Source organism: Staphylococcus argenteus, from assembly GCF_000236925.1.
Taxonomy (GTDB): domain Bacteria; phylum Bacillota; class Bacilli; order Staphylococcales; family Staphylococcaceae; genus Staphylococcus; species Staphylococcus argenteus.
On the sequence record NC_016941.1, the window covers coordinates 2,672,557 to 2,696,138 of the forward strand.

At 33.2% G+C, this 23,582-nt stretch carries 14 protein-coding genes; 5 read left to right on the forward strand and 9 right to left on the reverse strand.

The annotated features are described in order from the left end of the window. Positions 1-147: 147 nt before the first annotated feature. The 4 genes from SAMSHR1132_RS13060 (at position 148) to manA (ending at position 6,033) form a co-directional block, all read left to right on the forward strand. Positions 148-597, forward strand: a complete 450-nt coding sequence (locus tag SAMSHR1132_RS13060; RefSeq protein ID WP_000713986.1) for a hypothetical protein — start codon at positions 148-150, stop codon at positions 595-597. A 571-nt stretch (positions 598-1,168) separates the two neighbouring features. Further along, entirely contained in the window at positions 1,169-3,043 is a 1,875-nt protein-coding gene (locus SAMSHR1132_RS13065; protein ID WP_000887074.1) for a BglG family transcription antiterminator, read from the forward strand. A 76-nt stretch (positions 3,044-3,119) separates the two neighbouring features. Then, positions 3,120-5,081, forward strand: coding sequence for a fructose-specific PTS transporter subunit EIIC (locus tag SAMSHR1132_RS13070; protein WP_000706097.1), 1,962 nt, complete (start codon positions 3,120-3,122; stop codon positions 5,079-5,081). Between the two features lie 13 nt (positions 5,082-5,094). Then, the gene (gene manA, locus SAMSHR1132_RS13075; protein WP_001173208.1) at positions 5,095-6,033 is read left to right on the forward strand and encodes a mannose-6-phosphate isomerase, class I; all 939 of its coding nucleotides are present in this window, start codon (positions 5,095-5,097) and stop codon (positions 6,031-6,033) included. A 113-nt stretch (positions 6,034-6,146) separates the two neighbouring features. On the opposite strand, the gene SAMSHR1132_RS13080 is transcribed toward manA, so the two are convergent. Then, positions 6,147-9,116: a YhgE/Pip domain-containing protein gene (locus SAMSHR1132_RS13080; protein ID WP_000786123.1), complete on the reverse strand. Its 2,970-nt coding sequence runs from the start codon at positions 9,114-9,116 to the stop codon at positions 6,147-6,149. A 210-nt stretch (positions 9,117-9,326) separates the two neighbouring features. Here SAMSHR1132_RS13080 and SAMSHR1132_RS13085 point away from each other — a divergent pair, with 210 nt between their 5' ends. Next, the gene (locus SAMSHR1132_RS13085) at positions 9,327-11,201 is read left to right on the forward strand and encodes an amidase domain-containing protein (RefSeq protein ID WP_001125607.1); all 1,875 of its coding nucleotides are present in this window, start codon (positions 9,327-9,329) and stop codon (positions 11,199-11,201) included. Between the two features lie 217 nt (positions 11,202-11,418). Here SAMSHR1132_RS13085 and SAMSHR1132_RS13090 read toward each other — a convergent pair whose 3' ends face one another. From SAMSHR1132_RS13090 to asp1, 8 genes are all read right to left on the reverse strand, one after another. Then, a complete protein-coding gene (locus tag SAMSHR1132_RS13090; RefSeq protein ID WP_000088196.1) occupies positions 11,419-11,982 on the reverse strand; it encodes an isochorismatase family cysteine hydrolase in 564 nt (187 codons plus the stop codon). Between the two features lie 167 nt (positions 11,983-12,149). Continuing rightward, a complete protein-coding gene (locus SAMSHR1132_RS13095; protein WP_001151914.1) occupies positions 12,150-14,057 on the reverse strand; it encodes a GA module-containing protein in 1,908 nt (635 codons plus the stop codon). Positions 14,058-14,274: 217 nt separating this feature from the next. Then, a complete protein-coding gene (gene gtfB / locus SAMSHR1132_RS13100) occupies positions 14,275-15,630 on the reverse strand; it encodes an accessory Sec system glycosylation chaperone GtfB (protein WP_000593142.1) in 1,356 nt (451 codons plus the stop codon). Next, positions 15,623-17,131 carry an accessory Sec system glycosyltransferase GtfA gene (gene gtfA, locus SAMSHR1132_RS13105; RefSeq protein ID WP_000158402.1) on the reverse strand — a complete coding sequence of 503 codons (1,509 nt, stop codon included), beginning with the start codon at positions 17,129-17,131 and terminating at the stop codon, positions 15,623-15,625. The genes gtfB and gtfA overlap by 8 nt, the downstream gene beginning before the upstream one ends. 17 nt (positions 17,132-17,148) lie before the next feature. Continuing rightward, a complete protein-coding gene (gene secA2 / locus SAMSHR1132_RS13110; RefSeq protein WP_000680931.1) occupies positions 17,149-19,539 on the reverse strand; it encodes an accessory Sec system translocase SecA2 in 2,391 nt (796 codons plus the stop codon). Continuing rightward, positions 19,529-20,488, reverse strand: a complete 960-nt coding sequence (gene asp3, locus SAMSHR1132_RS13115) for an accessory Sec system protein Asp3 (RefSeq protein ID WP_000916754.1) — start codon at positions 20,486-20,488, stop codon at positions 19,529-19,531. The genes secA2 and asp3 overlap by 11 nt, the downstream gene beginning before the upstream one ends. Next, positions 20,475-22,034, reverse strand: a complete 1,560-nt coding sequence (gene asp2 / locus SAMSHR1132_RS13120; protein WP_001137453.1) for an accessory Sec system protein Asp2 — start codon at positions 22,032-22,034, stop codon at positions 20,475-20,477. Before asp2 ends, asp3 begins: the two co-directional genes overlap by 14 nt. Beyond that, on the reverse strand, positions 22,024-23,577 hold the full coding sequence (gene asp1, locus SAMSHR1132_RS13125) for an accessory Sec system protein Asp1 (RefSeq protein ID WP_000873194.1): 1,554 nt from the start codon (positions 23,575-23,577) through the stop codon (positions 22,024-22,026). The genes asp2 and asp1 overlap by 11 nt, the downstream gene beginning before the upstream one ends. Positions 23,578-23,582 lie beyond the last annotated feature (5 nt).

Consider the following 23,582-nt stretch of genomic DNA (forward strand, 5'->3'; position numbering starts at 1 on the left):
ATACTTATTTGAAGCATATCAAAATTGCCAAAAATATTAATGTCGTTTGCATTGTAACTTTAAAGTGTACAACGATAACAAATTATCATTAACATGTTTTTTAAATTTCTTGAATTAACAATTTACATTAAAACGGAGGCGTTATATTTGAAAAAGTTTCTTATATCAATCGTAATTATCATATTAATTGCAGCATTAGGATTCGCCATTTATACAGCAGTAAATCATTCTACTTCATCTCATAAAAATGACGCGCAAGATAATAAAACAACACATCAAAAGAAAGACTCTGAATCAACAGATCAAAATAATGCAAATACAGAAAAATCAAACACAAATCAAAATGATAGTAATAGCAATACTGGTAATCAACAGTCTCCACAATCAAATGGACAAAATAATCAAGCAACAGTACCATCAAATATTGCACCTGTCCAACCTAACAAGTCATCATCAAATAGCAATGACTCACACAGTGGTAGTAATCAATCAACAACGAATGGGCAAAATAACAAACAACAAAGTACACCTAATGAGTCAAACAATACCAATCAATCTAACAAACAAGCACCTCAAACGCAGTCTTCCAAAAATTAAATACTTGCATAACAATTCTTCAAGGCAGTGGGATGGAAATGATAAAGGGAGAAATGATAAAGAGCCACTAATGATTTATTATGTAGTGGTTCTTACACATTAGCCACAGCTAATGTGTACTTAAAAATAGGAATACATGAGTAAAACTCATGCATAAGAAATACTAATTTCTATAGAAAAAGTATTTCTTTATGTCGGGGCCCCGCAATTTCTTCCAATATAACATTGTAGTTCTTAGAACTTTTTGAACTGAAATGCTCTTTTCAAAGTAGTTATTGTAAAAATAAAATCTTTGAAGGGAGTTTTATTTATGCCAAAATGCACATTTTAAATTTATGCGTCTAATTAAATAGGTTTTTGAGTATGACTTCTAATATTTCAATGATATGAAAAACGCATTGATTTTTTAATATAAATCCAAACCCGCAACCTTTCATTCCTTCTAAAATATTATTTAAAAAGTTCAGATTAATGTCATTGACGGACATGTGTTGTCTCATGTTTAATAAAATTAATGCCTTTTTATAAGCGCTTACATAATTCATTCTAGAAAAGAGGTGCCACGAGAAAAATGTTAGATAGACAAATGCAAATAATTCATCTTTTCATTAAAAATTCGATGAAAACTTTGAGCTCTGATGAAATTTCTGAGTTTATTAATGTCTCAAATAGAACAGTTCGAAATGACATCCATGTAATCAACAGTAATTTCATGGATAATATCATCATAAGTGTTAAATCTAAAGGTTATTTACTAAACACAACCCATTATACTTTAGACGCCATTAATGAACGCTACAACCACATTCAATCTTATAAAGAAAAAATTATGCTGTCTATGGCGTATCAATTACTTATGCACAATAGAACACATACGATACAGCAACTTGAACAAGACTACCTTCTGTCTAAAACTGTACTTAATGACTATTTCGTAAGAATACAGCAATGGTGTCAAAAATTTAATATAGATTTAGCCATTAAGAAAAAACAAGGTATTATTGTCAATGGAAGCAACAACGATATAACAAATGCCATTATCCATTTAAATCAATTATCAACTGGGCATGGACACGTTGAAGATTTAATTTTAGGTGAATTACCTGAAGCCCATCAACGTATGATTGCACATATCATACAAGAAACACTTGAACAATTTGGCATTGAAACCTCAGAAATTCAGATAAGACAACTGTTGATTCATCTCATTTTAATTATTAAGCGTCAACAACAATTAAATGAAATAGACAGTCTAAATCATGAATCAACATTAATCGCGCAATCTTGTATTAAACAAATCAATAATCGATTAGGTTATAACTTAAGTTCGCAAATAACAAATATGTTTTCCTTCTTTATTGGTTACCATTTTAATAAACTTGATTTAGGTATCGAACGTATTTTTATACAAAGTTATATCGATCGTTTAATCGAGCTTATGCAAAAAAGGATTCATGTACCCTTTAGCGATGATACGATATTACAACAAAATTTATACGACCACTTTAGCAAAGCATACTTACGCATTACACAAAACATTTATTTAAATAATCCTTTAGTTACTGAAATTAAGAAGCTTTATCCATATGTATTCAATACGCTTTTTGAAGCAATAAATAAATTAAACAGTAACACCGATATTGAAATGAATGAAGACGAAATTGCCTTTTTAACAATCCATTTTCAAGCGGCCATTGAACGTCGCACTAAAGCCCAATTGAATGCTGTAATTGTTTGTTACTATGGTTTAGGCGTATCGAATTTTTTAGAAACTAAAATTAATAAATTAACAGATGAACTAACTGTAATTAATACGATTAGATTAGAAAACATATCAAATCATCATTTTGAAAATGTAGACTTGTTAATTACAACTCATGATATACCGAGACATATATTAAATATGCTTCCAACACATATTATAACTATTAAGGTGTCTCCATTATTTTCTGAAGATGATCATCACAAAATTATGCATTTGGTTAAGCAAAAACAAAATCCGATTCAATCACAACATCATATGTCTGCTGTCAATTTCCTTGTAGTGAATACGACTCAATCGTTGCAACATACAGTACAGATTTTCGAGGAAGCGCACAAAATATTACAAGCACACCATGCCATTACAGATGGTTATATCGAGACCGCCTTAGAACGTGAAAAATCATCATCGACTTATATTGGTAATTATATGGCAATACCTCATGGAGACCCTGAAAAAGTATTACAATCACATGTCCTTATTTTTCGTACAAAAGATGTCTTCCCTTGGCGACAACACGACGTTAAACTTATCTTTTTCTTAGCTATTTCACCAAAAGATAATGACTTTACCAAACAAATGATGCAATTAATTGCTAGCTTTGATGAAGATATTGTTAACCATTTATGTAGTTTAGATGATTTCAAGTTAAAGCAGCAACTATTACAATACATGCAAGAATAGTTGCCACTAGTAACGGCAATTATTCTTTTTTTAAATGAAAAGAATGTGCTTACAATAAAAACAAGGAGATGATTTTATGAAAATTGTAGCTATTACCTCATGTCCAAATGGCATTGCACATACATATATGGCTCAAGAAAAACTTGAGCAAGCTGCTAAAGAATTGGGCGTGGATATTAAAGTCGAAACACAAGGTGGTGTTGGTGCTGAAAATATTTTAACCACTAAAGATATTGAAGAAGCAGACGGTGTCATTATTGCGGCTGATAAACAAGTTGACTTATCTAGATTTGTTGGTAAACGTTTAATTAATGAAAATGTTCGCGAAGGAATTCATAATCCTCAAAAATTGATTCAACGTATCATTAATCAAGATGCCACTATTTATCAATCAGATACCAATGATGATAATGGTAGACCAACCTACAGTGGTAAGTCTAAAAACGGTATGCAAATGTTCTACCAGCATTTAATGAACGGCGTCTCATTTATGGTTCCGTTTATCGTTGTAGGTGGTCTCTTAATAGCCATCGCACTTACACTTGGCGGTCAAACAACTTCAAAAGGGTTAGTTATTCCTGATGATTCATTTTGGAAATCTATTGAAAATATCGGTAGTTTAGCATTTAAATTTATGGTACCAATACTAGCTGGATATATCGCTGTAAGTATTGCTGATAAACCTGGTCTTGTACCTGGTATGATCGGTGGCGCTATTGCTGCAGATGGTAGCTTTTATGGCAGTGATGCAGGTGCTGGTTTTTTAGGTGGTATTGTGGCTGGTTTCTTAGCAGGGTATATTGCAAAATGGATCAAAAATATTAAGGTCCCAAAAGCGATGGCACCGATTATGCCCATTATCATAATTCCAATTATTTCTTCTGTCATCGTAGGATTAATTTTTATCTTTTTAATTGGCGCCCCAATTTCGAATATTTTCGAAGCACTAACAACTTGGTTAAAAGGTATGCAAGGCGCTAATATTATTATACTTGCCTTAATAATAGGTGCGATGATTGCTTTTGATATGGGTGGACCGGTGAATAAGGTGGCATTCTTATTTGGCTCAGCACTCATTGCAGAAGGTAATTATGCCGTTATGGGTATGGTTGCGGTTTCTGTTTGTACACCTCCTATCGGTCTTGGATTAGCAACATTCGTGCAAAAATATAAATTTAATCATTCTGAAAGAGAAATGGGTAAAGCATCTTTCACAATGGGGCTTTTTGGTATTACTGAAGGAGCCATTCCTTTTGCGGCGCAAGACCCACTGCGTATTATACCTGCCAATATGATTGGCGCTATGATTGCATCAGTTATTGCTGCACTTGGCGGCGTAGGAGATAGAGTTGCACATGGTGGTCCAATCGTTGCTGTATTAGGTGGCATTGATCATATACTGTGGTTTGTCTTAGCAGTTATCATAGGTAGTCTTGTTACAATGTTTACTGTGTTATTATTAAAACGTAATACCCCTGTTTTAGCAGTTGATGAACCGGCACAGCATACACAACTGCATGATACTGATGTACTTTCAAATGAAAATCATCAAGGTTCTTCTGAAAACACGACATCTCATTTACATCATGATGCCACAGCACATCTATTTGATCAGCATACAATCGTTATGACTGACCAAGAAATGTCTAGAGACGACGCAATCGATATGTTAATCCATCAACTTAAAGTGTGTCGTTATGTTGAGCATACTTCACATTTAAAAAATGCGGTTTTAGAACGTGAAATGGAATCCACGACAGCTATTGGCATGAATGTAGCAATTCCTCATGCAAAATCTGATGTTGTCAAACAACCTATTGTAGCTGTAATGAAAAATAATCATGGTGTTCAATGGGAAAGTCTAGATGGCAGTCTACCAGAGTTAATATTTTTAATAGCAGTGCCAAATAACAGTCAAGATACACATCTAAAAATTCTTCAACGATTATCTAGAGCGCTGATGAATGATGCGACACGCCAATCACTCATTGAAGCAAACAGCACTACTGAAATATATAATTTATTAATGAAAATATAGAGGAGTTATAGCTATGGCTTTATTTTTACAACCCGTTTTTAAAGACAGAATTTGGGGTGGTCATGCGTTAAAATCTTTTAACTATGATATTCCTAATAATACTACTGGTGAATGCTGGGCAATCTCTGCTCATCCAAATGGGCCTAACACAATAATGAATGGTCCTTATCAAGGTATGACGCTTGATCAACTTTGGATGCAACATCGTGAGTTGTTCAACAATGATTCACGAGAAAGCTTTCCATTATTAACTAAAGTGTTAGATGCTAATGATAAATTATCGGTACAAGTTCATCCAGATGATGATTATGCTTTAAAACATGAAGGTGAACTCGGTAAAACAGAATGTTGGTACATTTTAGATGCAGTTCCTGACGCTGAGATTATATACGGTGTTCATGCACAAACTAAAGATGAGCTGATTGAGATGATTGATAACCATGAATTTGATCGTCTTTTCAAACGAATTCCTGTCAAACCCGGTGACTTTTATTATGTTCCTGCAGGTACTGTTCATGCTATCGGATCAGGTATTTTAATATTAGAAACACAACAGTCATCTGATACAACGTATCGCATTTACGACTATGACCGACGTGATCAAAATGGCCAGTTACGTGATTTACATTTGGAACAAAGTAAAAATGTCATTCAATTAGACAATCATAATCCAAATACTACACCGATAACAACTAAATTTGAGACACATAGCGTAACACGTTTTGTAGATAACAACTTTTTTGCAGTTTATAAATGGAATATTCATGGTCTATTAAACTTCACTAAACCATATCCGTATTGTTTAGTTACAATTATTGAAGGCACTGGAACATTAACTATTGACGAATCTCATTTTGATATTCAAAAAGGTACCAGCTTTATTTTAACGACTGAAGATACAAATGTTCACTTGAACGGTGAAATGAGTGCCATTATTAGCCATCCAAGCTAAAGTTGTTATTATTAGATTTACTATGTTTACGAAGAGTCAAACATTGTCTATTTTGTTTTATAAAAAAATCCACACATTAAGGTGAAATAACCCTAACGTGTGGATTTTATATTTTATTCTGTTACGTTACTTTGATCGACTTTTTCTGATACGCGTTTCATCATTGGATCTGTTACAGGTTTTAAAATTAAACCTACAACGAAGAAACCTATACCAAATAACGTTAAAATAATTAATTTTGTAATTAATATTTCCGGAACAATCCCCCCTACCGTCTCACGTAAAGAATCAATGGCATACGTAAATGGTAGATATGGTGAAATATTTTGGAAAAATTGTGGTGTTGTTTGAATTGGGAATGTTCCACCACCACCTGCAATTTGTAATACGAGTAATACGATTGCAATAGCCTTACCTGGGTTACCTAATAATGATACGCACGTATATACGATTGAGTTGAAAATAATCGAACAGAAAATCGTTATAAGCACGAACAATACAGGTGATTCAACCCCTGCTTTTAGAATAAATAAATCTCCAACTGAAACAATTAGTGCTTGAATCATACCAAGCATGATGAAGAAGCCTGCTTTACCTAAAAATATTTGGCGTGTTGTTAAGACTGGCTCTAAACTTTTATGTTTATTATCAACCGTTAATAAACTTACCATTAAGAGTGCACCAACCCATACTGACAAGGCAGTGTAAAACGGCGTCATACCTGAACCATAGTCTTTAACAGGGAAAACATCAACAGTTTTCTTATTAATAGGGTTCGCAATAATACCCGCTTGCTTTTTCAAATCATTTTTAAGTGTGTCAATTAACTTATCAACCGCATCTTCTTTGTCTAATTTTTTGAAAATTTTATTCGCTTTTTTCAAATCTTTTTCAACATCAGGTAATTTATTTTGTGAAAAATCGGCTAAGTCTGATAATGCTTTTTTTGCTTGAGGTTGATTTTTATTTAATAATCCCACAGCTTGGTCATAGCCATTCAATAATGTTGGCAAATTCTTATTTACACTTGCAGTTGCGTTTGTTAATCGTTGTTCCAACTGTGGTAAATCATTACGTACAAAATTAGCTGCTTTTGCTACATCACTTTTCACAGTTGGGAAATTCGCTTGTGCTGCTTTAATCGCATTGGTATATTGTTGTTCAATACTCGGCAATACCGATTGTAACTGATCAACACGCTTTTTACCGCTTTTTAAAATAGACTGACCACTAGTAATGACTTGATCAATTGTATTTAATTTAGCTTGTACATTTGATAAAGCAGTTTGTCCTTTATTCAATTCGTCCATGATACGTTTTGATAATGAAACTAAAGAATTATTAAGATCTTTTTTAATATAGTCTCTTAATGACGACAACGATGAGTCTAATTTTGATAAATTATCTAATACTTTTGTCGCTTCTGCTGTACCTGAACTACCATTTTTCAGTGCATTACTTAACTGATTTACTAATCTTAGCTCTGCATTAACTTGATTATTGGTTTTATTTACCTTTTCAATTTCTTTTGAAAGATCAACATTTTCATTCTTCTCTAATTCTTTTAATATATCGATAAATTGTTGATTATATTGCGTAGTATACTCTAAACGAGACTTCACATTATCAAGTGTCTCTTTAAACTCAGCTGGATTGTTAGAAGCCAAAATACCATATGCAATATTTCGCAATGATTGAGTATCTTTTTGAGCTGCTTTGGCTTGTGTATCTAAGTTATTTGATAATGATAATAGCGACTCTGTTAATGCCGCATCCATCGATTTAATGTCTTTATCATTAATATTGGGTGAGTTCTCGCTAGCTGTACTCACTTGTGTTGTTTTGATATCTGCTACACTTTGCCCATCTTTTTTCAAGCTTGTACTTTGTGGCGCAGGCGCAACAGGTGCATTATTGCCATTTGGTGACGTATTTGGTGTAGCATTGTTACTCGATGCATTATTGGTATTAGGTGTTGTTGCTGCTTCATTATTAGTTGCAGGCGCACCATTTAATGTCGCATTATTTGCTGCATTGTTTTGAGGTAACTGCTGTTGATTTCTGCGATTTATATCTTGTGCACGTCGAAGCGCTTCTTGGTAATCACCAACTCTACCTCTAACTTGTGTGACAAAGCCTTTCGCATCATTCAACTGTCCATTTGCTTGATCAATACCTTGACTTGCAATATCCAATCCTTGATTAATTTTAGGGAATTGAGCTGGTACATCGTTAGCAGCAAAGTTTAATGCTTTTTCAATTTTCGGCATGTAGCTATTTAACGCTAAAATTAATTTAGCTTTTTCATTAAGCTGTGGAATTGCTCCATTGACTTCGTTTAATTTTTTCTGAGCGTCTAAAATGTCGCCTTTATATTTTCCTAAATCTCTAAAATCATTGGCATATTTATCTAAGTCAGCTTGATGATTATTTAAATAAACGATCTTACTCGCGAAATCATTAATTTTAGGTAATGCTTTATCTGCAGAATAGACAGCATTTTTAATTTTATTAATTGTCGGTACATTTTCTTCAATAGTTAATCCTGCTTTATTCGCCTCTTCTAATAATGCACGTGTTACCGTTTTATTAAATTGCTCGTTTGCTTTTTCAACAACAACTGACGATCCGGTGTCTGTTAACTTTGATGCAACCGCATTAATCTTCTGATTCACTTTAAATTCAACGTCTGCTTTTTGAGGTTGCTTTCGTAAGGTTCCCGTAATTTCATGTGTGAATTTAGATGGGATATAGATACCTGCAAAATATTTCCCCATTTTTATTTCATGGTCAGCTTTTTCTCTACTAACAAACTGCCAATCAAAACTTTTATTTTTCTTAAGGGACTTAACCATTGTGTTACCAACATTGATTTTCTTCCCTCTAATTGTGTCGCCTTTATCTTCATTAACAACCGCGACCTTTATGTGTCCAGTGTTACCATATGGATCCCACATTGCCCATAAGTTAAACCACGCGTAAAATGAAGGCAAAATAGCTAATCCTGCTAAGATAATCCATACTGCTGGTGTCTTAGCTACTTTTTTTAGATCCATTCTAAATAATTTAAATGCGTTCTTCATTGTCACACTCCTAAATAGGAATTATTCATATTTTTTATATATTTTTTGTAAATTAATTTATTTTTGCGTTGTGAATTAGTATAATCAGTTTATTGGGAGATATATTGTTGATTGATACCTATCAACTACTTTCAGCATACGATAAATTATAACAAATCATAATTTATTATCACACTTAATTATCATATTTTTCAAGGGAGAATGCGTAATATGCCTAAAAATAAAATTTTAATATATTTGCTATCAACTACGCTCGTATTACCTACTTTAGTTTCCCCTAATGCTTATGCTGACACACCAAAAAATGATACTACAGCTAAGACAACTACAACTCATGATTCAAAAAAATCTAATGATGTTGAAACTTCAAAGGATTCTACAAGTAAAAATACTGATGCTGATAAAGCAGAAGCAAAACAAGCAGACAATGATAACACAAGCAAACACGACACTAACGATTCAAAAAATAAAACATTAGACGATCGTCGTTCAAATTCGGATAATATCCTAGATTTTATTTATAAAAATTTGCCTCAATCGGACTTTAATCAACTATTTAATAAAAACAAATATGATGACAATTTTTCATTAACAACTTTAATCCAAAATTTATTCAATTTGAACTCGGATATTTCTGACTATGAACAACCTCGTAACGATAAAAACACATCTGATGATTCAAATAAAAACAGTGATAAGTCAACTCAAAATGAACCTGCTTCTAAATCTTCAAAACAAGATAAAGTAGATAACCAAAAAGCACCAACAACGACTGATGGAAAACCAAGTACATCAAATAAGCAAGCTGATTCACAAAAGCCAAATCAATCTAATGACAAACCTACAAATGACAACAACGCAAATCATAAGTCTTCATCCAAAAATGATCAATCGATGTCAGATTCAGCGTTAGACTCTATTTTAGATCAGTACAGTGAGGATGCTAAAAAAACTCAAAAAGATTATGCATCACAATCAAAAAAAGATAAAGATGCAAAATCTAAAACATCTAATCCACAGTTACCATCGAAAGATGAATTGAAACATAAATCTAAACCAGCACAATCATTTAACAATGACGTTAACAAAAATGATACACGTGCAACGTCTTTATTTGAAACGGACCCTAGCGCATCTAATAATAGTGACACAGGCCAATTTAATGTTGTTGACTCTAAAGACACACGTCAATTTATAAAATCGATTGCCAAAGACGCACACCGTATAGGTCAAGATAATGATATCTATGCATCTGTGATGATTGCCCAAGCAATCTTAGAATCTGATTCAGGTCGCAGTGCTTTAGCTAAATCACCAAACCATAACTTATTTGGTATTAAAGGTGCATTTGAAGGTAACTCAGTTTCATTTAATACATTAGAAGCTGATGGAAACCAATTGTATAGTATTAATGCTGGATTTAGAAAATATCCAAGTACTAAAGAATCGTTAAAAGATTACTCTAACCTTATTAAAAAAGGTATTGATGGAAATGCAGATATCTATAAACCAACTTGGAAATCAGAAGCTGATTCATATAAAGATGCCACAGCACACTTGTCTAAAACATATGCAACAGATCCAAATTATGCTAAAAAATTAAACAGCATTATTAAACATTATCAATTATCTCAATTTGACGACGAACGTATGCCTGATTTAGATAAGTATGAACGTTCTATTAATGATGATGATAGTTCATCAGATGGATTCAAACCATTCCGCGAAGTGTCTGACAACATGCCATATCCACATGGTCAATGTACATGGTATGTTTATAACCGTATGAAGCAATTCGGTTCATCTATCTCAGGTGATTTAGGAGATGCACATAATTGGAATAACCGCGCCGAATATCGTGATTATCACGTTAGCCATACACCTAAACGTCATTCAGCTGTAGTATTCGAAGCAGGACAATTTGGTGCAGACCAACAATATGGTCATGTTGCATTTGTTGAAAAAGTTAATCGTGATGGTTCTATCGTTATTTCAGAATCAAATGTTAAAGGCTTAGGCATTATATCTTACCGAACAATTAACGCAGAAGCTGCTGAAGAATTATCATATATTACTGGTAAATAATTATCTTTATAATAATAGATTTTCTACCGTTCAAACTGAACACAAATAATTTAACCCGAGACATTCTTTTGAAATGTTCTCGGGTTATTTTTATGAAAATTTTTATTCAAATGTATATTTGCAATCACACACTTAATAGCGTATCCATCCTAAATATCATAGAAATATTAGATACTTCTAACATACTACCATTATATTTTAAATAAATATTGTGTAATTATGACAAGCTACTTTTCCATGATTCTACAGATTCAATATCGCATGAGCGCGTTAAAATTTGCTCTATAATAAAATCATGTTTGTCATCTGATCTATCACCAACAGCATCTTCTAAAATAGTAATGTAGTAATCTTTATCTACACTTTCCAATGCCGTACTTAATACTGCGCCACTCGTAGATACGCCTGTTAATACTAGATGATTAATGTCGTTTGCACGCAAAAAGACTTCTAGATAACTACCTGTAAAGGCACTGAAACGTCTTTTTGAAATAATAGGTTCATCTTCTAATGGTTTCAATGCTTCAAGTATTCGTGTTGACGCATCTGTTTCAGTAATTGCATAACCTTGTGCTTTAATCGTTGAAAATACTTTATTACTTGATGAGACGTCATTAAAATTTTTATCTAATACTAAACGTATGAAAATAACAGGGATTCGGTGTTGTCGGGCTGCTTCAATTGCTCGTTGATTCGCTTTGATAATATTATTAATTCTAGGTACACTGCTTGCTATACCTTCTTGCATATCCAAAACTAATAACGCGGTTTTTCGAGACATCTTCATTCTCCTTTACTTATGTAATTCCAAGGCGATAATTTCATTATAACTTTAAAATGACGGACAATCTAATCTTTGCAACTTGCATATTTTTAATAATAAATTAAGAGGGAATCAAGACACCCACAACTCAAATAGTTATGTGCATGTTGTTTCCCCCAATATGATTAAGCTTTACTTTTCACTTTCTTACGTCGTGACATCCAAATCATTAACACACCGAATCCTCCAACAACTACAGCTAACTGTACCCAATGCTGTTTTAATGTTTCTCCTGCTTTGGGTAATGATACATTCCCATCATCATTTAATAAACCACTCAATAAACCATTCCCTTTACCTAGCGTTAAAGTTTTTTCCGGTTTAGGTGTCGGTATGTCTGGAATACTATCTAATAAATTTGACCCTTGATTCAAAAGTCTTGATAATTTATCCAAGTCTGATGATTTCCCACTTTTGTTCAATCGATCTAATAGACTCGGACGATTCAAAATTGGTGAAAAAATATAATCTAAGTCTTTTTTAGTTTGATTAAGTCGTTTTTGTAAATTCAATAAGTCATCAGCTTTACCCGCTAATGCTGATTTAACCAATTTCAATATTTTATTTTGATCTGTTTCCATTTTAGTTATTAAATCAGCCAATAATTTTGCCTTTTGTTGTTCGATACGTGTTGCTAAAATTGTTTCAATAGCACGTTTCTTATCTTTAGCATTATTCAATATCGCTTTTAGAATATCATCAGAAGACGTGTCTCCAGTTGATGCAAAATGCTTTTTCAATTGTTCAACAATTTGCTGACTAGATAATCCTTTATTTGTCCATTCCTTTGCCAACTTATCGGCTTCTGTCTTACCTAATTTAGTTTGCAATATTTGAGTTATCAATGCCTTCTTATCTTTAGATTGTTCAAACATGGTTGTTAATATGTCATCACTTGTTGTCAATGATAGTCGATCAATATTACGGGTAATTTGATCTGCAATTTGCTGGTCCGTTTGACCTTTCAATTGTATATTTTTCAATATTTTGTCAGCTTCATCTTTATTAAATACATTTTCTAAAATTGTTTTCGTCGCAGCTTTTTTATCCTTTGTATGTGCAAGTTGATCTAAAATTATACTGCGCTGATTTTTAATACGTTCCTTTGTCTTATCTACTTCGTTCAGTAAATCGGATTTTTGACTTTTAGAAAGTGAAGTATCTGCAATACGTTTATCTAAAGATTTTAAAGTATTCAATTTATTAAATGTATAGTGCTTTGTTTGGTTGTCACTTTTAGCCAAACGTTCAATCATGGCATGATTTATTTTGTCACTTCCTTGCAATTTATCCGTGAGCCGATTATCATTACTTTGATTTTCTCCACTAGATATTACTTCATTTAAAATCCCATGACCAGTGTTACCTTTATTTGCCTCTTTACTGAACTCAGAATGATTAGTCGTTGCAGTTGTTGATGCGTCTTTTGATTTGTCTGATTCACTGTTATCCGTTTTATGAATTTGCTGATTAAAATGATTCAAATCTGCCAACGCTTGATCTACCATAACTTCATCATCAGTATGGTTAGATTTTTCATTCTTATTTGAAATGACTGTTGATGCATCATTCCTTAATACATCATGTTTTGATTCGGTATTTAGTTGACCCTTATCAACCTTTGAAGACAATTCATTCAAATCTGTTAACAATTGATCCAAGTTTTTATCTAATTCTTTTTGTTTATCTGTTTCAACGCTTACACCTTTTTGCGACTTACCTTCTATATCTTTAGCACGCTTTAAAATATCGTCTATTTGTGATGCAGATTTTGCCTGATTTAATTGTTCTTTATAATTTTCTTTCGTCTCAGCCGACAACTGAGTTAACTGTTGAATCTGATGTTTCGCTTTTTCAAGTTTATCTAATAAATCTTGTTTAGCTAATCTGTCATTTGTAGAAACTGTATCATTTTCCGTTGCAGCTTCTGCAAAATAGGGCATGGTATTTGTTAGCATAACGCTACTTACCATTATCGCTGAGCAAGACAACTTTACATAAAATCGAAATGGTTTTCCTCGATATTTAGCCATCAACTTACTCCTTTCTCACATATTCCCTTAAAAGAATTACATACCATTATATACCAATTTATAAGAAATTTACACATATCTATACAGCTATTAAGGTGTAGGTGATGTTAGTTCTATTATTTAAAATGCCTATGCATTAAATACAATATAAAATGGGCTACATCAGGTTATTTATGCGCCCATTCCATGGCATAATCTTAAGTAACGTCTTTTCGTTCTATTTATCCAGTGCTTGTTTAAAAATGCTCTCAAATTGATCAAGTGTCACTTCGTGTGCTTGCGCTTTTTGAGTCATCAATGCATTGTGAAAATCTTGATGATGTTTCAACTTTTCTAACATTTTAATTAACTGATCATTGGCTGTTTCACCTTCACCGATATGTTCGAATAAATGCTCTGTTGGTGTTATCTTAGCATTGTGTGCTGTTTGTTGATAGCCTATAATCAACAACTCATGGTCAAATGCGCGTTGAACTGCATTCAATATTTCATTACTTTCATTAATATCTAGGTATATATCACATAATTGATAAAGTTCATTAACCATTGCCATGTTAATTGAAGGATATAGATAAACATTTGCATATTGATCATAATGCATTAACTTTGGAGACATCTCAGTAATAGCAGCAATATGAAAGTTAAACTCTGGCAATGTTTCAACTAATGACTTGATATTACGAAGTTGATCTGAATTAGTTAATATTAATATTTCTTTAGCATAACGAGTACGACTTTGGTAATTATATAAATAACCACCTTTAAAAACACGCGATTTAACCTTATTATCTGCTACATTCATAATTGTTTCATATTCTTCTTTATCTGGAACAACAATGTTACAATCCCGCTTCATATCCCCTCTACACATCAATTGCATATTTCCTGGGATATTACCTCGACACTGTTCTTGCCACACTAAAACATCACGACCATAATTCGGCAAATTATATATTACTGTAAATGGTAATGCTAATGAATTAATAACAAAATGATGTCCCGAAATATTTAACTGTTTTATAAAAAATAATACAAATGAGAGCTTTGATGGGAAAAAGTAAGACTTTCCTTGCCAGTCTAATATGACATCAGACGTAACAAAGTTTTCATAAATCACTTCTTTACCATTAGCTGTCATATATTTCTTCAAAATAGCCTTATGGTTTATATCAAAAATTGTTTGGGCAAATTTAATGCCTTGCTTAGAGTAATGGTCAATAAATCTTACACGCTGTTGTTCATCGTACCATTCTACACGATTAACAATTCTAGGATTTTCAGCGCTTTGATAAAATATTTTACCTCTAACACGCCCCATATCTGTAATCACAGCTGAATTATTATTACCTTTAATTTCCCAAAACGTAGGCACATTTATCTGATTAAAAAATCGTGGCGACATATTTTCAAAATTTTGAGTCCCCGCAAAAAATCGATACGGTGTAATAATCTCATCTGGTAAAAAGCCATTGTCATTCAATACAATTGTTAAATCATCTTCCAATGTGCTCGCTTTAAAAGACTGATAAAGTTTACGTGAATTATCATTAAAATGATCGAATAATTTAATCATGTAGCACCTCTCGAATTAATCTTTCCCATTTTAAAATAATATCTTGAGTCATAAATTGCTGTGCCACATCATAAGATATTTCATGCGGCTTGTTAGGACCATTTTTAAAATACTTTACAATGGCATCCGCCAGTTTTGATACCACATTATCCACACTGTCATCATTGGAATTATACGGTACTAAGTAACCATTTTCTCCATCTCTAATAAATGTGGGGTTACCATAATTAACATTCAATCCAATCATTCCTAGACCAGATCCTACTGCCTCCATTAAAGTAAGGCCAAATCCTTCACTTGTTGAAGCTGAAAGAAATAGTTCATAATTCGCATAAATTTTTTCTAAGTTCACATGACCTAATATTCGAATGTAACTTTCTGCATGATGTTCATTAATTATTTGACGAAGGCGTGTTTTCTCACTACCTTCCCCATAAATATCAAATGTCAATTCCGGCACTTCTCGCTTTGCTACAATAACCGCTTTAACAAGCCAATCAATATGTTTTTCACTTGCTAAACGAGACGCACTAATCATCGCATATGGTTTTCTTGCTACATTAGGATAGGATAAGTTATCGATACTTCCCACAGGAATGGTATACACACGAGGATGATAGCCTTCATATTGATCAAATTGACGACACAACAAGTGATTTTGAATATCTGTAGCTGTAATAAAAAAGTCGATATACTTGGCCTTTGAAAATTGATACTCATAATAATTATTCCAAAGTATATGCTGCTCACTTATCATATTATTACTATAATGATCCGCATGAATTACAACACCAACCTTACTCTCTCCTTTATGTTGCATGACTGCTTGACCGATATTTGAGGCTCTATCGAGTATAACGATATCTTTGCGTGTTAAATTCAAACGGTGTAAGAAGTAAGCGATAAATTCTTCTTTATTATATAAAATAGCATCTTCAAAAACATATACGTGATTGTCGCCATCAATGTATTCGTTATAAGCAATTGATTCATCTTCATTATAAAATTGACGCATATATAGTTTCGCTTTATTTTCAGCAGGAGCATAATACTCAGAAAAAACTCGCGTATAATTATAAAAATCTTTACGTACCAGCATACTATTAATAACAAATTCAGCACGATCAACAATATCTTTTTGTTCATTCTGCAAATAACATGTAACAAATGATGCATTTTCATTAAAATACAAACGTACTATTTTGCCCTTGCGTTCTCTGCGACTAACCTCATGTCCAAGGTCGTGTTCAATATCGTCTATTGTATACGTCGTAGGTGCAATTGGAATATCACTAAAAAATTGATACAACCATATCACTTCATGATCTTTGAAACCGATGTTATGTGTTAATGTCTGTATATTTTCAGATTGTATAAAATCTAAAAATATGAATTTCGTTTGCTCATTTGTATGCCTCAATAATTTTGCACGATAAGCTTGTGCATATTCAACACCACTACTTGCCCATCCTATTCCAAAGTTTATATTATATATCGTCATGCGCATCCCCTTTTCATTTATGGAAAATGTATAACCGGCATACCTTCTTTATCAAATGTAATCATACTTTGACAAATATTTTTTACCATTCGTTTCTTTATATTTCGCGTCATTACTTCAAATGAATCTAACGCTACACGATGATACTCAAATATCGCATTACGTTGACCATTTTGTCGCTGATTAACACTTGCTTTTAATTGTTGTAAATAATCAACTTGCTCCAACCAACACGAATCAATTGCTTTTAAAAATACCTTTTGTACGAAAATATTATAATAATATGTACTTTGCATATTGTTACGATTCAAAGCCACCTGCGTCTGAAATTGTTCCAATAAAAACGTTACAACTGCTTCCTTATCTTTAAAATTAACATAAGACATATCTTTGTTAAATTGGAAACTTAAATTTTGATAAATATAATCGACCACTTTTTCTTTAGTTAAAGTCTTCTCTTCGTATACAAACATGTCAAAGACTTCTTTAGCTAGCATTGTGAAACTTCTGTTTTCCGCATCATTAATAGCTAAAATCCGATTACGTTCTTCATATACAATATCTCGTTGAATGCTTATACTTTTTTCAAATTCATTTGCCATCTCTCGTGCTTTAACACCTTGTTCTTCTGAAACACGCTGTGCTTTAACTACAATTTTCTTCACTTTGCGATTAAATAAGCGACTTTGCGATAACTGCTGTGCTTCCAATGTATATAATTTACTATTTTCTGCTAATTGATTATCACTCCATCGTTTAACCAAATAATCATCTAAGGAAATATAAATGCATGACGATCCCGGATCCCCTTGTCTGCCAGAGCGACCTCGCAACTGTCTATCTACACGGCTATTTTCCATATGTTCATGAATGATAACAGCTAGTCCACCTAAAGCTTCTACACCTTCGCCAAGTTTAATGTCTGTACCTCTTCCGGCCATACTTGTTGCCACAGTCACAGCACCAATTTGTCCTGCTTCAGCAATCATTTGCGCTTCTTTTGCTACATTTTGAGCAATTAATAAGTTATTCGGAATATCCATTTGGAAAAATACTGTTGAAAAATATTCTGCAGCTTCTGCAGTTCTCGTTATAAGTAAAACAGGTCTCCCCGTTTCATGTAATTCAACAATATGTCTGATCATGGCAATATTTTTTTCATCAGCAGAACGAAATACCTTATCTGGTTCATCGATGCGTCGGATAGGTTTGTCAGTCGGCACTTGTACAACAATTTTAGAATATAAATCAAAAAATTCTGATTCCCCTAATTTACCTGTTGCTGTCATACCTGAAAATGACTCAAAAAGTTTAAATAAATTTTGAAAAGTAATCGTTGCCATGACACTTTTATCGGTAGAAGTTGCCATACCCTCTTTTGCTTCTATCGCTTGATGAAGTCCAGCTTGTAATTTAGTGCCTGGCAACATGCGCCCTGTAATACGGTCAATCAAAATAATGTCACCATTATAAACAAAATAATCGACATTAGACTCAAATAAATATTGTGCACGTAAAGCAAGATTAATATTGCGTACTAAAGCCATAGCCCTTTCACTATATAAATCCTCAACATTAAAATACGCCTGAGCCGCTTCAATCCCAAGGTCTAAGAGCCAAATTTCTTTTTTAGTTTTCTTCATTTTAAAATGTAAATCTTCAACTAATGTATCTACAAATTCTTTAACAATATGAAATAAATTCGATTGAACTCTTGGTGCACCAGAAATAACTAGTGGCGTTTGAGCGGCATCTAATATAATTGAATCCACTTCATCAATAATACCGTAATTTAATTGTGGTAAAAATTTCCCTTCAGTACTATCTGCTAAATTGTCGATTAAATAGTCGAATCCAAGACGCCCGTTTGTTGTATATATAATGTCATGTTCATATATATTACGTTTTTCCCCTTTTTGATACTCATAATCCACAATATCAACGAAACCTAACGAAGCTGTTAAACCTAACCATTCATATAGCGGCTTCATTTCCTCAAAATCACGCTTCGCTAAATAATCATTTGTAGTAATTAAATATGTACCTTTTCCGGAAAGAGCATTTAAATACAAAGGCATTGTGGCCGTTAGCGTTTTACCTTCTCCTGTTTGCATCTCTGCAATGTTACCTTCATGCAAAACAATTGCGCCTATCAACTGCACTTCCTTTGGATACATACCTAACACTCTTCGACTAGCTTCACGAGCCACCGCGTAAGCTTCAGGTAACAATGTGTCTAATGTATCAACTCCTGATGCTAAACGTTCTTTAAATTCTATTGTCTTTTGTTTTAACGCATCATCAGAATATGATTTAACTTCTTCGCTCCATGAATTGATGCGTTTCACTATTTTTCTAATCGACTTTAGTCTTAATGCATTTATCGTAACATCTAGTTTATGTTTCATTTACTTTCCCACCATTCAGTTTCGATACATCTAAGTAATCTAAAAATCGCACTGGATTCATTAAACGTGACATATAATTTAGATGGTTGTCTTGCTCTTCTTTAAAATAAATCTCGATATTTGTATCTTTTTGTTCATGATTTCCTGGGACATGTTCTTTAAGCCATTCTTTTAAATCATCATCTTCATGACTCGTCCGATGCACTTTGCAATCTAAATGCTGAGCGACATAAGTCGCAAAAACATTCGACCTTGATCCATGACTAATAATATTAATAGCCGTTAGGGTACCTCGACTTTGCAAATCATCCTTTAGTTGCTTAATATTTTCATCGATATTGTCATCCATCCAACGTTCAACGAGCCAAACATGACCAAACGATTTCAAAAAATCATTCGAAATAGTTGGATACGTATCCGAAGGTTCTGTAATAATGACATTCAATACTTCATTTTCATCTTGGTCATCGCCTATCTTCGTTACCTGCATACCTTTATATTCCAAATCAGCTTGATGCGTGATTTCCGTGATTGTTAAACTTCTAAAAGTAAGTGCTGTAGACGCCGCATTCATCAGTTTAATTTTATAAGCATAGGCTTCTTCAGGATATTGCATCGTAATATTTCTTGATTTTACAATTTCAGTACTTAATTTCGTTCCATTCTTATTATAGAAAATGATAATAAAATATACAGAGTTACTAGGTGTTGCATCAAAGTCGAAATGCATGTGATAACGTTGTCCTCTACGTAATATTGGCAAGCTTGGTGCACTTTTATATTTCGAAAATTGCTTTAACATCAACCACTCATGAATCGGTAGCCCTGAAGGCATTAAAGGATTAACAAAAGTCACTTCACCATTTGAAAATGATACTTTTGAGCCATACATAAATGTAGTTTGTGAAATATAATTCCAAGTAACTTTAAATGTTTTATTTTTCAGCATGTTGAACTCTCCCAAACTTATCTTCCAAAATAATGTTATAAAAATTAACAAACCAACTTGCAATGGTAGGTGAATCATCATTATGTCGCCCAGGAATACTACGACTCATCACTCGTGCTTGGTGTTCTGTTAATATAGGTAATAAATCTTGAAAAGCATGCGGATCATAGTCATCATGTTGCATATATGCTATGGCAAATACAGTTTGTGACAATGATTTCTTTTGAAATGTTTGCCAAAATTTTTGATTTAAAGCTTGTATCGATGCTTGAGATGTATCACCTTCATTAGACACCAGGACGTCTAATGCTGTACCAAACTCTTCTGGTCTAAGTAATCGCATATGTTCAGCAATTGTTCCGATATTGACTAGTGGTTTCCCGACAATAATTGCTTGAGGATCTAACTGTGCCCCATAGTACAAGGCACCAAACGAACCCATAGACAATCCTGATAATATTAGTTCATGTGAATTAAAGTTAAGTTGTTCTAAGGTTTGTTCAATGACATTTACAATACCTTTTTCATATTTAGACGACCCAATATAAAAACTACCTCCTTCAATTCTAGGATCACCGATAAGTAAAAACGGTGCGTTCATACGTTTCATCATGTAGTACCCTTCGAAACCTTCCGCTGTTCGATAACCACTAAAATATACATTTAGTGGTGGTTTCATATCTCCAGGATGAAAATAATATATAAATTCTTGCCTTTGATCATCTACAAAGCGTTCTCCACCTAATAAAAACTGGCCCATATCTAACCTAGACCAACGTTTATGTATAGGTCCTAAATTCACCGTTCCATTTCCACGAGCTTTAACGGTCACACTAATATACGCATCAAAAGGTCTCGACGATATCTCTAAAGGAACCTCTAACTCATCATTATTCAATACAATTTGTTCAACTAATGCGCCATCAGCGCCTGTCTGAATCAATCTAAATGTATATTGCAACTCAACCACACCATCAATATCAAATTCCGGCCATATTTGAATTACTTTATCTTTATCGTAAACGAGATTATTTTGCCAAGAAGCGATAGGTTTAAATTCTTTTCCAAATTCTCCCGATAATGTGAGTGCAGAATTGCCCTGATAGACAATATCGCCTTTAAAGTTCGGGTGCACAAGTGCTAGCTTAGGCGAAATCTTATCTCCATACTGCCCTGAGAAGCTAACTGCCTCTAATTTATTATTACGTTCTTGAATATCGTGATAATGTAATGGTCGTATGAAGAACTTTTTAACTATTTGATCTTGTTCAAATTTATGTGTCCAAAATGCCTCGTCAACATATGTGTTGTATGGTTCACTTATCATTTGTAACATCTGCATTAATGCCTTCGAGTATGGTGCTTGAATATAAATAAAATCAAAATGCCCTTCAGCTTCAACAATCGCCTCAATCGCTTCTATATAACCACTATTAAACTCAAACAGACCTACATCAAAGTAGTCCCAACTTACACCTTTTTTATTTTGGAAAATAGACTCTAAATCATCTCCACCAATTTGTAACACTTTAAATTTACGTGGCATCTTTTTCACCTTCTATTAATTCATCGAGCTGTCGAATAATATTGTTAGATGCATATGCATCTATTAATTTTAAAGAATAGGCATAAGCATAGTTCCAATTTTTCAAGTAACCTAAATAATAATTTAACGCTTCACTTAGTTGGTGAGGCGTTTCAATGATACGCCCGTTATCATAGTCAGAAACATAATCTGTTGATTGACTATTAATTTGTGGAATTGCAGCACTAATCGCACTGATTTGTAAATATAAATCTGGTTCCTCAGACATATCGATAATTATTCGTAATGTGCGCATCGCTTCAACAACATCATGTTCAGCAAATATCGTCTTAAGAGTAATGACATCGTCCTGATCTTCAGTTGTCATTAACGCAGAAACATTCACATCTTCTTCTTTTTTAGCTTGATGTGCCTCATTCACTGATGTCATACATGTACGTAACCATTGTGGTATATTATTTTGATGCCGTGTGAGCAAGATTAAACGGTATTGATCTTCACGCTCAATATAATCAACAAGACATTCCATTAATTGTTTTAAGTTATCCTCAGTCATACCATCTATCCAAACTCCAATAAATGTTTCCATTAATTGACTGCTAATGTTAGGCGACTGCCTTGTTTCAAAAGGAGTAATTCGAATCATGTCATCCTGTCGAGCAAGACTTTGTTGATGTTGGAATAATGATTGTTCTAGTTGCAAGCTATCAACAATAAAATGCGCACCTTTCACGATAGACTGATATTCTTCGAAAGACACCGTTTCATTTCTGTTTTTAAAAAATGAATAACTTAGTGCTTGTGCTGGAATATTTTTAGCAATAAACTGATTATGTCTAGTATCTGAAGCTACAATCACATGATCTTCTGCGTGTATTGTTCTTGTAATCATCTCTTGAAATTTCTCTTCAATTATTTCAGCCATACTGTTATATTGTGTCTGGTGATAATCATGATGATACCTTTCTAAAACAGAGACTCGCCCATCTTTTAAATCTTCGCAAAGTACACAATCGCCGTTGATTGTTAAATATTCTTGATAAGAAGCCTCTCCCTGATCATCAAAATAACGTATAGCCGATAAATAACCTCTATCATCAAATATATAACGTCGCTGTAATTGATTATTTTCAAATTCCTCAAACCAAATCGAATACCCTTCCTGACTAAAATAAATATTCGTAAACGTTTGACTACTCGTCACACATTTTAATAAATATGGGGTGTAAACAAACTCTACATCATCGGGCCATTTTAAGTGATGATAATTAATCGCTTGTGGTGCATGATGACTAAACCCTTGAATTTCATCGAATACTGACCAATACTTTGTCTCATATAGATCATACCGATGTAAAAATGTTCTTAAATTCGGTGCATGATTTAAAACGATAAGTTGATAGTCTAATTCATTTTCCAGATGCATGCCCATCAAACTAATCATGTCATCAAACTCTGTCTTTTTTTGCATTTGATAATACGGTACTGTTGTATCTTGCCACCATTGTTGGTCATCATACCAAGCTGGGATAAAATATTTCATAATTA

Bases quoted from the DNA above. Each gene is read 5' to 3' on its own strand.
- manA (WP_001173208.1), top strand. From the start codon at position 5,095: ATGGCTTTATTTTTACAACCCGTTTTTAAAGACAGAATTTGGGGTGGT.
- SAMSHR1132_RS13095 (WP_001151914.1), bottom strand. From the start codon at position 14,057: ATGGCTAAATATCGAGGAAAACCATTTCGATTTTATGTAAAGTTGTCT.
- secA2 (WP_000680931.1), bottom strand. From the start codon at position 19,539: ATGAAACATAAACTAGATGTTACGATAAATGCATTAAGACTAAAGTCG.
- SAMSHR1132_RS13065 (WP_000887074.1), top strand. From the start codon at position 1,169: ATGTTAGATAGACAAATGCAAATAATTCATCTTTTCATTAAAAATTCG.
- SAMSHR1132_RS13070 (WP_000706097.1), top strand. From the start codon at position 3,120: ATGAAAATTGTAGCTATTACCTCATGTCCAAATGGCATTGCACATACA.
- SAMSHR1132_RS13085 (WP_001125607.1), top strand. From the start codon at position 9,327: ATGCCTAAAAATAAAATTTTAATATATTTGCTATCAACTACGCTCGTA.
- asp3 (WP_000916754.1), bottom strand. From the start codon at position 20,488: ATGCTGAAAAATAAAACATTTAAAGTTACTTGGAATTATATTTCACAA.
- gtfA (WP_000158402.1), bottom strand. From the start codon at position 17,131: ATGACGATATATAATATAAACTTTGGAATAGGATGGGCAAGTAGTGGT.
- SAMSHR1132_RS13090 (WP_000088196.1), bottom strand. From the start codon at position 11,982: ATGTCTCGAAAAACCGCGTTATTAGTTTTGGATATGCAAGAAGGTATA.
- asp1 (WP_000873194.1), bottom strand. From the start codon at position 23,577: ATGAAATATTTTATCCCAGCTTGGTATGATGACCAACAATGGTGGCAA.
- asp2 (WP_001137453.1), bottom strand. From the start codon at position 22,034: ATGCCACGTAAATTTAAAGTGTTACAAATTGGTGGAGATGATTTAGAG.
- gtfB (WP_000593142.1), bottom strand. From the start codon at position 15,630: ATGATTAAATTATTCGATCATTTTAATGATAATTCACGTAAACTTTAT.
- SAMSHR1132_RS13080 (WP_000786123.1), bottom strand. From the start codon at position 9,116: ATGAAGAACGCATTTAAATTATTTAGAATGGATCTAAAAAAAGTAGCT.